Below are 14,304 nucleotides of genomic sequence, written 5' to 3'. Positions count from 1 at the left end.
CCCCCGTCTCCCCTGAACGCCACGCCGCCCTGCACGGTCCGCTGCTCTCCTGGTACGACCGGAACAAGCGCGACCTGCCCTGGCGCCGCACGCGCGACCCGTACGCCATCTGGCTCAGCGAGGTCATGCTCCAGCAGACCCAGGTGGCCACGGTCATCCCGTACTGGGAGCGTTTCCTCGCACGCTTTCCCACGGTGAAGGCCCTGGCCTCCGCGCCCCTGGACGACGTGCTCTCCGGGTGGAAGGGGCTGGGCTACTACTCGCGCGCGCGCAACCTGCACCGCGCGGCGCAGGAGGTGGTGGAGCGCTTTGGCGGGAAGCTCCCGTCCACGGCGGAGGCGCTGCTCACCCTGCCCGGCTTCGGGCGCTACACGGCCGGGGCCGTGGCCTCCATCGCCTTTGGCGAGGAAGCGCCCATCGTGGACGGCAACGTGGCCCGCGTGCTGTCGCGCCTCTTCGAGGTGGAGGGCCTGCCCGGGGACCGCGAGCGCGAGGCCACGCTGTGGGCGCTGGCCTCCGCGCTGGTGAAGGGCGAGCGGCCCGGGGACTTCAACCAGGCGCTGATGGAGCACGGCGCCACGGTGTGCCGGCCGGAGTCCCCGCTGTGCCTGCTGTGCCCCGTGCGCGACGGGTGCATCGCGTTCAAGAAGGGCCGCGTGGACGAGCTGCCTCCGGCCAAGGTGCGCGCCGCGCCTCGCAAGCTGTTCCTGGCGCTGGCCGTGTGGCCGCACGCGGGCACGCTCCTGTTCGCACGCCGCGCGGACAAGGGGCTCTTCGGCGGCCTGTGGGAGCTGCCCGCCGTGGAGGTGGAGGAGGACACGTCCGAAGCGGAGGCGACGGAGCGGCTGTCCACGACGCTGGGCGCGCCGCTCACGCTGCTAGGGACGCTGGACAGCGTGCGCCGGCAGCTCACCCACCGCGACCTCACGCTGCGGCTGCTGCGCGTGTCCGGAGACAAGCGCCCCACGAAGTCCGCCGCGTTCCAGGAGCTGCGCTGGTGCACGCCGCAAGAGGCGGAGGCGCTGGGCATGAGCACCGCGATGCAGCGCGCGCTCGATGCGGCGCTGGGGCACGGCGTGATGGGGGGTGATGCGCCCGTGAAGAAGACTCCGGGCCGCGTCGCCAGGAAGGCGACCGGGCGCTGAAGCGTCTGGCGGCTTTCAGTTCGCGGACCCGGTGTACGAGGCCCTTCCGCGGACGGATTTTCCGAGCGGGATGGCCCGTTGGTGTCTCAACACTTAGCGACCTGCGATGTCGCTCCGGCAACCCCGCTCGCCTTGGGTCTCTTCCGTGATGCAGGGGCGCGTCCGAAGCTTCAGGCCGCCTTTTCCAGGAGGAAGCCCCCATGGCCCGTCAGAACGCGCAGAAGTCGCAACCGAACCCGGCCTCCAAGGCCGCGCCGGAGCGGACCGAGGACAAGAAGCCGGTGGCCACGGCGAGCGCGCCCACGAACAAGACCGCCGCGCCCACGCAGGAGCAGATCTCCCGCCGCGCCTACGAAATCTTCCAGGCCCGCGGCGGCACGCACGGCAACCCCGAGCACGACTGGCATCAGGCCGAGCGCGAGCTGCGGCTCGGCCGTCAGTAGCCGGTTGCCATGGCCGCTCGCGCTTCAGTGCGCGGGCGGCAGTCCCTGGAGGGACGGACGTTCGGACTCCAGCGCCCGCTTCAGCCGGCGCTGGGCCTGCTTCAGCTCCTCCAGGATGCGCTCCGCGTCCATCACCGAGCGCATCGCCAGGCCGCACGCCGGCGTCAGCAGCACCGTGGACAGCGCGCGCGCGAAGCCGATGTCACCCGGCAGCGCCGCCTTCAACGACGCCTCCACCGAGTCCGACAGCTCCTCCACCGAATACGTGGACGCCAGGTCCGTGGGGATGACGCCCAGGCTCAGCGTGGCGCCGGAGTCGAGGAAGCGCTTGAGCGCGTCCGTCTCCTCCAGCATCGCGTCCAGCGACAGCCGCACGTCCAGCGAGACGAGATCCGCCTGCGCGTCCAGCAGCACGCCCCAGTCCGTGTTGCCGCAGCAGTGGATGCCCACGAGCGCCCCTTCACGCTGCAGCGCCACCACCAGGAGCCGCAGCTCCTGTTGCGCCAGCAGGTGCTGGGGGTTCATCCGCACGTAGGCGTAGAGGCCGGGCTCGTCCAGGTAGAACAGGGGCGTGGTGCCCGTGCGCTTGAGGGCGCGCACCATGGCCAGCGCGCGCACCATCACCAGCCGGTACAGCGCCGCGTCCAGGCCCGGCACCGCCAGCACCGGCTCGCCCGTCTCGGTGCGCACCACGGAGCGCACCGTGAAGGGGCCGGCCAGCTGCGCCTTCGCGAACGCCAGCTTGCGGTGCTCCACCTCCCAGAGGAACGGCTTCCACGCGCGGCACGCGTCCGCGGTGGGCTCGAAGGACTCCAGGTTTCCGGAGGCGAGCGCCGCGTCCAGCCGCGCCTCGAAGGCCGCGCGCCCGGCGTTCCACGCGTCCACGTCCACCGTGCAGACGCCGTCCTCGTCGAAGCGAAGGCCGGGCAGGCCCTCCAGGGCGGCGGGGATCATCAGCTCCGACGGATGCCCCACCGGCAGCTGCGGCAGGAACGGGATGTCCATGGCGAGCGCGGCTTGCAGACCCAGTTCCACCTGGGTGTGCGGCAGGCTGCCGATGCCCGTCGTGGCACACGCGGGCAGGAGCTGGACGGCGCGACGGATGGTGGGCGAAGGCATGGGGGGCAATCTAGCCCTTCCAGGGAAAGGCGGCCGGACTTGCACGGGGGATTGTTCCCCGGGGAGCCGTCCTGCGAGGCTCACGGGCACATGCCCCGCTTCGTCCTGATCGGCGCCGAGCCGTTCCCCTTCCTGCGCGAACTGCTCCGCGCCGAGGCCCGGCGCGCCAGCGTGCCGCTCACGGAGGTGTCCGCCGCCGCCTGGGGCACCACCACCACGCCCTGGCTGGAGCTGAGGGCCGGCCGGTTCCGGGGAGGGCTGCTGGACACGGAGGGGGCCAGCGACACGGAGCTGACCGGCGAGGACGTGCTCTGGTGCCTCACCGAGCGCCCTCCCCCCCCGGCCCCGAGCGAGTACATGCGCGCCGAGCACGAGGCGCTGCGCGACGGCTTCCATACCTGCTGCCCCGCGCGCAGCATCAATCGCCGCGGCCTGCTCGCGCCGCTGTGGACGCTGGCGCTCTGGCGGCTGCTGGCGCAGCGGCTGCCGGCACGGCGCGAGGCGTCCGTCCTCTTTCCCCCCTGCTTCCACCTGGGCCCCCGGCCCGAGGACGGGCGGCGCTGGAAGCCCTGGCCCCGCGAGGCGGAGGTCAGCCGCGCGCAGGTGTGGTGGACGGTCCCCACGCCCGGCCCTCTCCACCTGGCCCTGGTGGCGGGACAGCGGGTCACGCTGTGGCGCCTGGAGGACGACAAGCCCCGGCTGGCACCGCCCGCGGACCTGGAGGCGGACCTGCTCCAGTTGGCGCGGGCGTGCGACGCCGACTTCCTGGAGGTCCTGCTGGTGCCCCGCGAGCCCTCCGACGACGCCGCCGCCGCGCCCTGGACGGCGCTGCAGCTCTCCACCCTCCCGGAGGAGCTGGAGTCGATGCTCGCCGACGAGAGGCCAGAGGCGCGCGAGCACCTGGCGTCCTTCGCTCGCGAGCTGCTGACGGGCCAGGAGGACGCGCGATGATCCTCGTCATGGGGCCGGTGGACGAGCTGCTGACGGCGTTCTTCCTGTCGCATCTCACCGCCACCGGACGGGAGTATCTCTTCGTGGACGAGCGCCACCTGGGCGCCGAGGTCCGGCTGGAGCTGGACTGGCACCCCGGGCCTCCGGGCCCCGGACGCCTGACCGGCTCGGTGTGCTTCCCCACCTGGCGCGTGGGGCTGGAGTCCCTCTCCGGCATCTATTCGCGGCTGGGCACGGGCGGCCTGGAGCTGTCCCAGACGCCAGAGGCCCGGGCCGAGCGGGCCCACGCGGCGGCGCTGCTGGACCTGTTCCCCGGCCCGGTGGCCAACCGCATGACGGCGATGATGTCCAACGGCAGCAAGCCGTGTCAGTACGCCGCCATCCTCGCCGCGGGCCTGCGCGTGCCGGACACCCTGGCCGGCGCGGACTGGACGCGCTGGGAGGCCTTTGCCCGGGGCCTGGACGGAGACCCCATCATCAAGTCCGTGAGCGACGAGCGCTCCCTGGTGAAGCAGGTGTCATGGCAGGAGACCCGCGCCGCGGCCCGTCCCGGCCACCCGCTGCCCCCGCACCAGTTCCAGCAGCGCATCCCCGGCGCCAACGTCCGGGTCCACGTCGTGGGCGCCAGTGAGGTGCTGGCCTGCCGCGCGGAGACCCAGGCCCTGGACTACCGCCACCCGGACGCCACCGGCCACACCGTGAGCCTGCACGCAGTGACGCTGCCCCAGCCCGTGGCCGACGCCTGCCGGCGCCTGTCGCGCGCGCTCGGCCTCGACCTGTCCGGCATCGACCTCATCGAGCCCCCCGGCGGCTCCTCCGACCCCGGCGACTGGGTCTGCCTGGAGGTCAACACCAGCCCCGGCTTCATGTGGTTCGAACAGCACGCCGGCCTCCCCATCGCGGGGGCCCTTGCGGCTTTTCTTCACGCCCCATTAAGATAGCAACGCCGCAAAATTCCGGAACCACGGGAATTTCCGGAACCACCAGGGGGAAACACCATGGCGAAGCACGACATCGAAGTGGGGCTCATCACGTCGCAGGACCTGCCGAAGCTGGCGGAGGCGGGGCACGTCGAGGCGCCTGCGGTGGGCCAGGGCGCGCGGGAGCTGCGTCAGGCGGTGGAGACGGCGCTGGCCGAGACCTGGTCGCTGATGGGCGTCCTCGACACCGGGAAGAAGGCCGCTGACGGTGGCAAGAAGCTGGTCGACACCGGCCTCACCGACAAGGGCAAGGACATCGAGGACAAGGCCATCCACAAGGAGAAGGACGCGCGCGACGAGGCGCACAAGAAGATCAACGAGGACAAGGCGAAGAAGAAGGGCAAGGAGGCCAGCGCGGCCCTGGGCTCTTCCGCCCACGCCTTCGCCAGCGCCCTGTCCGACCTGCGCGCCTGACGTCCCCGTTGCACCCGGGAAGGGCGGCCCGTGCAGGCCCCTTCCCGGCGCTTCATCCCGCCGCCCCCACGTTTGCCTCCGTTACGTCACGGAGAAGTACGTCGCATTCGCGTGGTGGAAGACGATGGCGGACACGCTCGCCTCCGGCTCCATCATGCAGCCGTCGGTGAGCTGCACGCCGATCTCCTCCGGCTTGAGCGCGGCGAAGAGCTTCGTCTGGTCCTCCAGCCGCGGGCACGCCGGGTAGCCGAACGAGTAGCGCTTGCCGGTGTACTCCGCGCGGAAGCGCTCCAGCATCGTCATGTCCGCGCGGTCCGGGAAGCCCCACATGCTGCGCAGCTGCGTGTGCAAGAGCTCCGCGTAGCCCTCCGCCGTCTCCAGCGCCAGCGCCTGCACCGCGTGCATCTTGAGGAACTCACCCTTCGCCTTGAAGCCCTCGGACAGCTCGCGGATGCCCGAGCCCGCCGTGGTGACGAACAGCGAGAGCGCGTCCACCGGCTTGCCGTTCTCCAGCGGCTTCACGTAGTCGGCCAGGCACAGGCCGTTGTCCTTGTCCTGCCGGGGGAAGTCGAAGGACGTCACCGCTTCGCCCGTGGTGCCGTCGAAGAGCAGCACGCGGTCGCCGTCGCTGGCCGCCTTGAAGAACTGGAACACCGAGCGCGCCTGCATCACGCCGCCGCGCAGGAGCGTCTTCAGCTCCTCCACCGCCTCCTTCAGCGCCAGCGCCTTGCGGCCCTCCTCCGTCTTCGCCAGCTCCGCCTCCGCCGGGGTGCCCAGCGCGCGCGACGACGTGCGCAGGCCCAGGTGGCGGCCGTAGAGCATCACCGGGTTGATGAACTTCCAGATGTGGTCCAACGGCGTGTTGGTGAGCACGTGCCGCGCGAAGTCCGGCGCGGGCGGCACCGCGTCCAGCACCGGCACGTCCTTGCTGCGCGAGCGGCGCACCGGGGCGGCGGGCGCGGGGCGGTCCTTCACCTCCTGCGCCAGCTTCAGCCGGCGGGCGGCCAGGTCGTCGCGCAGCTTCGCGTGCGCGCCCGGCTCCACAATCTGCTTCGCCAGCTCCAGGCCGTTCATCGCGTCCTGCGCGTAGGCCACCGTGCCGCCGCCGTAGGCCGGGGCGATGTTGCGGTCCACGAAGTTGCGGCTGAGCGCGGCGCCGCCCACCAGGATGGGCGTCTCCACGCCCGCGCGCTTCAGGTCCTCCGCGGTGGCCACCATCTGGTGCGCGCTCTTCACCAGCAGGCCCGACAGGCCCAGGATGTCCGGGCGGTGTTCCTTCACCGCCTGCACCAGCTGCTCCGGCGGGACCTTGATGCCCAGGTTCACCACCTGGAAGCCGTTGTTGGCGAGGATGATCTCCACCAGGTTCTTGCCGATGTCGTGCACGTCCCCCTTCACCGTCGCGAGGACGATCTTCCCGCGCGACGCTGCCTGGGTCTGGCTCATGTGCGGCTCCAGGTGGCTCACCGCCGCCTTCATGGACTCCGCGCTCTGGAGCACCTCCGCGACGATGAGCTCGTTGGCGCCGAAGAGGCGGCCCACCTCGTCCATGCCCTTCATCAGCGGCCCGTTGATGATGTCCAGCGGCGCCATCTCCTTCATCGCCAGGTCCAGGTCCCCGGTGAGGCCGTCGCGCGTGCCCTCGATGATGTAGCGCTGGAGCCGCTCGAACAGCGGCAGGCTGCTCACCTGGGCGCGCGCGGGCTTGCGCTCGCGGAAGTGCGCCGCGAAGGGCGTCACGGGGTCCGTGCCCCGGTTGTAGATGAGGTCTTCCGACAGCTTCCGCTCCTCTTCGGGAAGCGACGGGTAGCGCTCCAGCTTCTCCGAGTTGACGAGCGCCATGTCCAGGCCCGCCTGCACGCAGTGGTACAGGAACACGGAGTTCAACACCTCGCGGCCCGCGGTGGGCAGGCCGAAGGACACGTTGCTGATGCCCAGCACCGTGCGGCACTGCGGGAAGCGCTGCTTGATGAGGCGCACGCCCTCAATCGTCTCCACGCCGCTGCCGGTGTACTGCGCGTCACCGGAGGCGCAGGGGAACACGAGCGGGTCGAAGTACAGGTCCTCCGCGCGCATGCCGTACTTCTGGGTGAGCAATTCGAAGCTGCGCTCGGCCACGGCGAGCTTGCGGTCGCGCGTGACGGCCATGCCCACCTCGTCGATGCAGCCCACCACCAGCGCCGCGCCGAACGCCTTCGCCAGGGGGACGACCTTCTCGAAGCGCTCCTCGCCGTCCTCCAGGTTGACGGAGTTGATGATGGCCTTGCCCTGGCAGTACGTGAGCGCCATGGCGATGACCTTCTCGTCCGTCGAGTCGATCATCAGCGGCACGCGCACCTTCTTGACCACCACCTCCAGGAAGTGGCGCATGTCCTCCAGCTCATCCCGGTCCGGGTTCGCCAGGCAGATGTCGATGACCTGCGCCGCGCGCCGCACCTGGGCGCGGGCAATCTCCGACGCGTCGTCGAACTGGCCCGCGACGATGAGCTCCTTGAACTTCTTGCTGCCGATGACGTTCGTGCGCTCGCCCACGATGATGGGGCGCTGCTCGTCCGTCACCTCCAGGTAGTCCACGCCGGACAGCGACGAGCGCGGCTTCGGCGTCTCCGTGCGCGGCTTGAGGCCCTTCACCATCGCGGCGAGCGACTCGATGTGGCCCGCGTGCGTGCCGCAACAGCCGCCCACCACATTGAGCCAGCCGCTGTCACAGAAGCGCTTGAGCGACCGGGAGATCATCTCCGGCGACTCCAGGTACTGGCCGTTCTCGTCCGGCAGGCCCGCGTTGGGCACGCACGACACCGGGAACGGGCACATGGAGGACAGCGACCGGATGTGGTCCGTCATGAAGTCCGGACCCGTGGCGCAGTTGAGCCCCAGGTACAGGAGGTCCGTGTGCTCCAGCGACGTGGCCAGGCTCTCCACGGACTGGCCCGCGAGCATCGTGCCCATGGGTTCAATCGTGCCGGACACCGCCACCGGCAGCTTCCAGCCCAGCTTCTGGAACGCGCGGTCGATGCCCAGGAGCGCCGCCTTCACGTTGCGCGTGTCCTGCGCCGTCTCCACCAGGAGGTAGTCGGAGCCGCCCACGGCGAGCGCCTCCGCCTGCACGGCGAAGTTGTCCACCAGCTCCTCGAAGGTGATGCCGCCCGTGACGCTGATGGCCTTGGTGGTGGGGCCAATGGAGCCCGCCACCCAGCGCATGCGCCCGTCCTTCGCCTCCGCGGCCTTCGCGGCCTTCAGCGCCAGGCGGGACGCGGCGACGTTGATGTCATGCGCCTTGTGGCCCAGCTCGAACTCCGCCAGCACCACCGGCGTGCCGCCGAAGCTGTCCGTCTCCGTCACGTCCGCGCCCGCGGCGAAGTACTTCGCGTGGATGCCCTCGATGATGTCCGGGCGGGTCAGGACCAGGTGCTCGTTGCAGCCCTCGTACTCCGCGCCGCCGAAGTCCGCCGCCACCAGGTGGTGGTTCTGAAGGAGCGTGCCCATGGCGCCATCCAGCACCAGGATGCGCTCGCGCATCGCGGCCTTGAGCGCCTCCACGCGCTGGCCGTGCTCCCCGGGGGGAAGCGGCAGGGGGTGGGCGATGTGGCTCGTCATGACGGTTTGACTCCGGTCAGCAGGAAGACGCGGAAGGGGCTGGCCCCGTCGCGCGCATGCGTCTCGCGGGTGAACGACGTGAAGCCGGCCTCGCGAAGGGCCGCTTCCAGGACTTCGGGCGAAAAGCCCAGGTGCCGGTGCCCCAACCGCTCCAGCACCCACTTCTCTTCGTGCGGCATCAGCTCCAGCACCACCAGCCGGCCGCCCGGCTTGAGCAGCCGCGCCGCCTCCCGCACCACCGCCGAGGGCGACTCGACGTGGTGCAGGCTCTGCGAAATCACCACCAGGTCCATGCGCCCGCCGCCGAGCGAAAGCCGGTGCAGGTCCTCGCGCAGGAACGTGATGTTGGTCAGTTCGTCACGGGAGGCCAGAGTTCGAGCCTGGGACAGCGCGTCCTCGCTCTGGTCGATGGCCCACACGTGCCGCGCCCACCGCGCCATGGCCCGGCTGAACACGCCCGTGCCGCAGCCGAAGTCCGCCACGTCCAGCGGCGGCAGCAGCGACGCCAGCGCCCCGGCCCAGAGGAACCACGACTGGCCGGGCTCCAGGAGCCGCTCATTGAGCGCCTGCCGGTCCTCCCGCGCGCGCAAGAGGTCGTTGAGCCGCGCGGAGTCCCCCGCCGCGTCCTCCGCCTCGCGCGCCAGCCGGACCAGCGGCCAGCGCGAGTCATCCGGCTCCAGCGCCAGCGAGTAGTACGTGAACCCCGCCTGCCGCTCCTCGCGGATGAGCCCCAGCCCCTTCAGCTTCGACAGGTGGTGCGACACCGACGACTGGGCCACGCCCACCAGCGACACCAGCTCCGTCACGTTCAGCGGCGCCTGGGCCACCAGCCGCAGGATGCGCAGCCGGGTCGTGTCCCCCAGGACACGGAAGGATTGGGAGAGGACGTCCATATCGAGCCATCAACATATATCGATACCCTGACCCGGCCACAATGGCCCCGCCAACGCATTGCGTTGCCTTGGGTTGCACCCATGCCGTAGAAATCCGCCATGGCGTCCTCCTCCACGCTGCACTCCCTGCTCGAAGGCAAGCGGTTCGGGCTGGTCCTCTCCGCGGGCTACTTCGGCTTCTACGGCCACGCGGGCTTCCTCAAGGGGCTGCATGGCTCCGGCCTCAAGCCCCACGCCTACGCGGGCACGTCCGCGGGCGGGATGGTGGCGGCGTACGCGGCGGCGGGCATGCCCATGCCGGCGCTGGAGGAGCTGGTGCTGAGCCAGACGCGGGCCAACTTCTGGGACCCGGACCCCATTGGCGCGGTGCTCAACGTGGCGTCGCAGGGGCACGGCTTCACAGGCCTGCTCAAGGGCGAGCGCTTCCGGCGCCTGCTGGAGTCCACGCTGCCGGTGTCCACCTTCGAGGACCTGCCGCACCCGCTGCTGCTCACCGCCGCGAACCTCACCCACGGCACGCATCAGGTGTTCACCACGGGGGACCTGGCCCCGCGCGTCCACGCCACCTGCGCGTACCCGGGCCTCTTCCGCGCGGTGCCCCTGGACGGCCAGCTGTTCTGGGACGGCGGTCTGGTGGACAAGGCGCCCGCGCTGTCGCTCCAGGAGAGCGCCATTGGCAAGGACCTGGACGCCATCCTCGTGCACTTCCTGCCCAGCCGGACGCGCAAGGTGGTGGGCGGCCCCATGGCCTATCCGCAGGGCCTGGCCGCGGGCTCCGCCGCGCTCCGGCGCGACCACTTCCGCCTCCAGCTCACCGTGCTCCAGACGCGCAACGTGCCCGTCTACGTCGTCGTCTCCAACCTGCCCCCGGTGACGCCCGCCACGCTGGAGCGCGGCTTCGACGCCCTGGACCAGGCCCGGCTGTCCGCCGAGCGCGCCCTCGCCCGGCCTCCGGTTCCGTTCGAGGGGACCACCTGAACCCCTTCGCACGCCCAACGGGTTCAACGAGGGCCGAATAAATCAACAGGACAGAAATAACAGAATAGCCAGATTTGAATGACAGACCGGCGTGGCATGGTGGGGATGTTGTCCATCCCGGAGGAAGTCCATGCTGAAGTCGACGCTGTCCCCGCTCCGCTTCCGTGGCGCGGTCATGGCTGTGTCCCTGCTGGCGTTGGCCCCCGCTGCTGGTGCCGCCCCCTCGCTGGCGCCGCGCACGCTCTTGGCGAAGCCCACGGGGCGCGAGCTGCCCGCGGGGACGTTCGTGGAGCGGCTGGTGGTGAAGTTCCATGAGGGCAGCCACGTGCGCCTGCGCGACAACGCGCTGCGCGCCCTGTCCTCCGAGCGGAGCGCCAGCGAGCGCGAGCTCCTGTCCGGCCTGCGCCTGGACTCCGCGCGCGTGGAGACGGACCTGGCGGAGGTGGTGGCGCTGCTGGACCGCGCGCCGCGCATCGGTTCGCTGGACCGCGTGTTCCAGGCCGAGGAGGCCACGCTGGACGCGAGCAAGGCGTCGGGTGAGAAGACGAGCGGCGAGCAGCTGGCGGACCTGAACCTGTACTTCGAAGTTCCGCTCCTGCCCGGCACCACCGCGGACACCGTGGCGGACCTGGTGGCGGCGCTCAACCGCGTGGCCAGCGTGGAGACGGCCTACGCGGCGCCTCCCCCGGAGCCGGCGATGGTGAACTTCGCCATGGAGGCGGGCCTGCGCGCGCTCTTGTCCGCCGCGGACCTGCCGCCCACCACGCCGCTGTACCAGGCCAACCAGGGCTACCTCAACGCGGCGCCCTCCGGCGTCAACGCGACGTACGCGTGGACGCAGACGGGCGGCCGGGGCAGCAACGTGAAGTTCGTGGACATCGAGGGTGGCTGGCGCACCACGCACGAGGACTTCCCCACGTTCTTCCGCGTGGGCGGCACGCAGTACAACGACCTGGGCTGGCGCAACCACGGCACCGCGGTGCTGGGTGAAATCGTGGGCACGTCCAACGGTTACGGCGTGACGGGCATCGCCAACCTGGCGTCGCCGGGCGTGGAGGCCATTGGCGCGCAGAGCAGCGCGAGCGCCATCGCCAACGCCGCCACGGCCGTGGGCAGGGGCGGCGTCATCCTGATCGAGCTGCACGCGGGCGGCCCCGCGGACGGCACGGCCTGCACGTGCAACACGTCCCAGTGCAACTACATCGCGATGGAGTACTGGCAGGACAACTACGACGCCATCCGCAACGCCACCGCCAACGGCGTCATCGTGGTGGAGGCCGCGGGCAACGGCAGCGCGAACCTGGACGCGGCGGCGTACGGCGGCCGGTTCAACCCGGCCACGCGTGACTCGGGCGCCATCCTGGTGGGCGCCAGCACCGCCACCACGCGCGTGCCCATGTGCTGGACGAACTTCGGTCAGCGCGTGAACGTGCACGGCTGGGGCGAGTCCGTCGTCACCACCGGCTACGGTGACCGCTTCGGCAACGCGTACGGCGAGGACCAGTACTACACGTCCACGTTCAGCGGCACCTCCAGCGCGTCGCCCATCATCGTGGGCGCCGCGGTCAGCGCCCAGGGCGTGGCGAAGGCCAACGGCCGGCTGCTGACGTCCGTGCAGATGCGCGGCCTCTTGCGCAACAACGGCACGGCGCAGGCCGCGGACTCGCGGCAGATTGGCCCGCTGCCGGACCTGCAGAAGGCCCTGCCCAAGGTCATCTCCGGCAACTACTGAGCCAGGCCGCCTCGCTTCGGCACACGGCCCTCCGTGCCCTTCGGGTGCGGAGGGCCGTTGTTTTTTCTTCAGCGTCCGCTGTAGCGGCGGTGGTCCACCATCAGGCAGCGGTCCTGCACCACGCGGATGCCCGCCGCCGCCAGCTTCCTCGCCGCGTCGTCGTTGCGGATGCCGGACTGGAACCACACCGCCTTGGGCTTCTTCGCGATGATGTCGTCCACGTGCTGGTCGATGTCACCCGGCCTGCGGAACACGTCCACGAGGTCGATGTCGCCCGGGATGTCCACCAGCTTCCGGTACACGGGCTTGCCCAAAATCACCTTCGCGTCCGGGTAGTAGACGGGCACCGGCACCACGTCCACGCCCGCCTTCGCCAGGTACTCCGGCACGTAGTACGCGGGCTGCGCGGAGTGGTCCTCCGTCTTGATGCCCAGCACCGCCACGCGCCTGGCTTCCTGCACCACGCGCTTCACACCCGCGTCGTCCTCGATGAGGTACTCGTCGTGGCTCATGGCCCTTCCTCCTGAAGCGCTTCCGCCTGGGACTCGGTGGTGAGCGTCAGCGTCCCGCCCGCCCCCACTGCCTTCACCTTCAACAGGCGGCGCACCGGGATGAACCGGCCCCACGCCACCACCTGCTCGCCTTCACACGTCACACCCTTCGAAATTTCGGGCGAACCCGCCTCCACCCACGCGGCGCGCAGCTCCGCCGGGGCATCGGGGGGCAGCGCGTCCAGGCACTGGAGCGACAGCACCACCGCGTCGCCGAACGTCGTGGGCCGCGTGCCCTGCACCGTGCGCTCCAGCAGGTAGGCGCGCTCCTCGCCGTCCACGTCCACGAAGTCCACCGCCCACGTGCGCTGGCCCTCCACCAGGTTGCGCTGCAGGAGCCCGGCGTACTTCGCCTCCCACTCGCGGCGCGTGCGGCTCTCCAGCGCCTCCGGGGTGAAGAAGCGCTCCACCTCCGGCACACCGGTGCCCGTGGGCGCCACCTGCCGCAGCGCCTCCTGCGCGGCCTCCGGCCCCACCAGCTTCACGAAGGTGCCGTCCGCCGCCAGCTGCATGCGCAGCGTGAAGCGCTCCAGCACGGCGCCGGACAAGGACGGCACGTCCTGCCCGTCATGCACCTGGCGCGGCGTGCGCACGGTCTGGGCCACGCGCCAGCCGCCGTCGGACGGGGCGAAGCGCGTCTCGGTGGTGAACGCGGCCTCGTCGCGCGTCTCCGGCTGGCCCTCGCGCTGGAGGGTGCGGGTGGCTCGCACGGATTCGGTGAGGAGGCGGTCCACGGGGGGCTTGAAGTCCAGGCGCACCGGAGGCGGCAGCCCCGGCGCGGGGTTGAGCGGCGGATACCGGGACGTACACCCGGCGGCCAGCGACAGCAGGAGACAGCACCACGGAAGACCAGGACGCATGCGCTCGCGAACGCTGGCAGAAAGCCAGGGCGCCCGCGAGCGTCTTGCACCGTCCCGCTGAAGGTGTCACCGCGCGGGCGACACTACGGATGACGCGTCTGCCCGTCCGGGGCGCCTTCGATGCGGTCGCGCCCGATGTTGCGCCGGTCGCGGTCCACGCCGTCGTCGTCCTTCAGGCCGTTCATCGCGAAGCGGCGCTCGGCCTCCGCCAGGTCGCGCAGCACGTGCTCGCGCAACATGTACTCCGTCTGCGGCAGGGACTTGAGGATGTTGATGATGTCGACCGGGGCCTCGCTGTCCGCGGCGGCCTCGACGAGTTCCTCACGCGTCGCCGGGTACTCCACCCCATCCAGATGCGGGGTGACAGAGCGCGCCGGATCCTCCGCCTTTCCGTAAGCCATCGTGCCTTCCACCTTTCTTGCGCCCGGGCGTCCATGCCCAGGCGTCCATCCACGCAACAACGTGGGGATGACGCCCGGCCCAGGCCACCCTCGCCTCCGCCACCCCCTACGACGCCGGGCGAGCAGGGGACCGTCCGTCTTGCCAGCGTCCGCTTCGGGTTAGAGTCTTCCGCCGCGCCAATGCCCGCCGGAGTCTGTCCCTGATGGCCGCCGCCTCCCTGTTCGTCGCCTGGCTCACGC

General features: G+C 71.0%; 13 protein-coding genes. 7 read left to right on the top strand and 6 right to left on the bottom strand.

The annotated features are described in order from the left end of the window. Positions 1–29: 29 nt before the first annotated feature. Both mutY and D7W81_RS32475 read left to right on the top strand, forming a co-directional pair. Positions 30–1,145 carry an A/G-specific adenine glycosylase gene (gene mutY / locus D7W81_RS32480; RefSeq protein ID WP_244227567.1) on the top strand — a complete coding sequence of 372 codons (1,116 nt, stop codon included), beginning with the start codon at positions 30–32 and terminating at the stop codon, positions 1,143–1,145. Between the two features lie 200 nt (positions 1,146–1,345). Continuing rightward, entirely contained in the window at positions 1,346–1,588 is a 243-nt protein-coding gene (locus tag D7W81_RS32475; RefSeq protein ID WP_120559287.1) for a DUF2934 domain-containing protein, read from the top strand. A gap of 24 nt (positions 1,589–1,612) precedes the next feature. Here the strand turns inward: D7W81_RS32475 and D7W81_RS32470 are convergent, their stop codons facing one another. Then, the gene (locus tag D7W81_RS32470; protein WP_120559286.1) at positions 1,613–2,707 is read right to left on the bottom strand and encodes a uroporphyrinogen decarboxylase/cobalamine-independent methonine synthase family protein; all 1,095 of its coding nucleotides are present in this window, start codon (positions 2,705–2,707) and stop codon (positions 1,613–1,615) included. Positions 2,708–2,797: 90 nt separating this feature from the next. Here D7W81_RS32470 and D7W81_RS32465 point away from each other — a divergent pair, with 90 nt between their 5' ends. The 3 genes from D7W81_RS32465 to D7W81_RS32455 are packed head-to-tail and all read left to right on the top strand — an operon-like array spanning position 2,798 to position 5,052. Then, entirely contained in the window at positions 2,798–3,658 is an 861-nt protein-coding gene (locus D7W81_RS32465; protein WP_120559285.1) for a hypothetical protein, read from the top strand. Further along, complete coding sequence (locus tag D7W81_RS32460; RefSeq protein WP_120559284.1) at positions 3,655–4,599, top strand: ATP-grasp domain-containing protein; 945 nt, start codon at positions 3,655–3,657, stop codon at positions 4,597–4,599. The genes D7W81_RS32465 and D7W81_RS32460 overlap by 4 nt, the downstream gene beginning before the upstream one ends. 57 nt (positions 4,600–4,656) lie before the next feature. Beyond that, positions 4,657–5,052: a hypothetical protein gene (locus D7W81_RS32455; protein WP_120559283.1), complete on the top strand. Its 396-nt coding sequence runs from the start codon at positions 4,657–4,659 to the stop codon at positions 5,050–5,052. An 81-nt stretch (positions 5,053–5,133) separates the two neighbouring features. Here D7W81_RS32455 and metH read toward each other — a convergent pair whose 3' ends face one another. Next, positions 5,134–8,649, bottom strand: coding sequence for a methionine synthase (gene metH / locus D7W81_RS32450; RefSeq protein WP_120559282.1), 3,516 nt, complete (start codon positions 8,647–8,649; stop codon positions 5,134–5,136). Then, on the bottom strand, positions 8,646–9,542 hold the full coding sequence (locus tag D7W81_RS32445) for an ArsR/SmtB family transcription factor (RefSeq protein ID WP_120559281.1): 897 nt from the start codon (positions 9,540–9,542) through the stop codon (positions 8,646–8,648). Before D7W81_RS32445 ends, metH begins: the two co-directional genes overlap by 4 nt. Positions 9,543–9,641: 99 nt before the next feature. Between D7W81_RS32445 and D7W81_RS32440 the strand changes: the two genes are divergently transcribed. Both D7W81_RS32440 and D7W81_RS32435 read left to right on the top strand, forming a co-directional pair. Continuing rightward, positions 9,642–10,520: a patatin-like phospholipase family protein gene (locus D7W81_RS32440; protein ID WP_120559280.1), complete on the top strand. Its 879-nt coding sequence runs from the start codon at positions 9,642–9,644 to the stop codon at positions 10,518–10,520. 130 nt (positions 10,521–10,650) lie between these two features. Continuing rightward, positions 10,651–12,252 (top strand): S8 family peptidase, encoded by a 1,602-nt coding sequence (locus tag D7W81_RS32435; protein WP_120559279.1) that lies wholly within the window; start codon positions 10,651–10,653, stop codon positions 12,250–12,252. Positions 12,253–12,320: 68 nt separating this feature from the next. On the opposite strand, the gene D7W81_RS32430 is transcribed toward D7W81_RS32435, so the two are convergent. The 3 genes from D7W81_RS32430 to D7W81_RS32420 all read right to left on the bottom strand — a co-directional run bounded on the left by D7W81_RS32430 (position 12,321) and on the right by D7W81_RS32420 (position 14,064). Continuing rightward, complete coding sequence (locus tag D7W81_RS32430) at positions 12,321–12,764, bottom strand: CoA-binding protein (RefSeq protein ID WP_120559278.1); 444 nt, start codon at positions 12,762–12,764, stop codon at positions 12,321–12,323. Then, on the bottom strand, positions 12,761–13,663 hold the full coding sequence (locus tag D7W81_RS32425) for a hypothetical protein (RefSeq protein WP_120559277.1): 903 nt from the start codon (positions 13,661–13,663) through the stop codon (positions 12,761–12,763). Before D7W81_RS32425 ends, D7W81_RS32430 begins: the two co-directional genes overlap by 4 nt. Positions 13,664–13,746: 83 nt before the next feature. Continuing rightward, a complete protein-coding gene (locus D7W81_RS32420; RefSeq protein WP_120559276.1) occupies positions 13,747–14,064 on the bottom strand; it encodes a DUF2795 domain-containing protein in 318 nt (105 codons plus the stop codon). Positions 14,065–14,304 lie beyond the last annotated feature (240 nt).

Source organism: Corallococcus aberystwythensis (genome assembly GCF_003612165.1).
Taxonomy (GTDB): Bacteria; Myxococcota; Myxococcia; order Myxococcales; family Myxococcaceae; genus Corallococcus; species Corallococcus aberystwythensis.
Note: the sequence above shows the minus strand (reverse complement) of the source record. Positions and strands in the feature narration are given on the sequence as shown.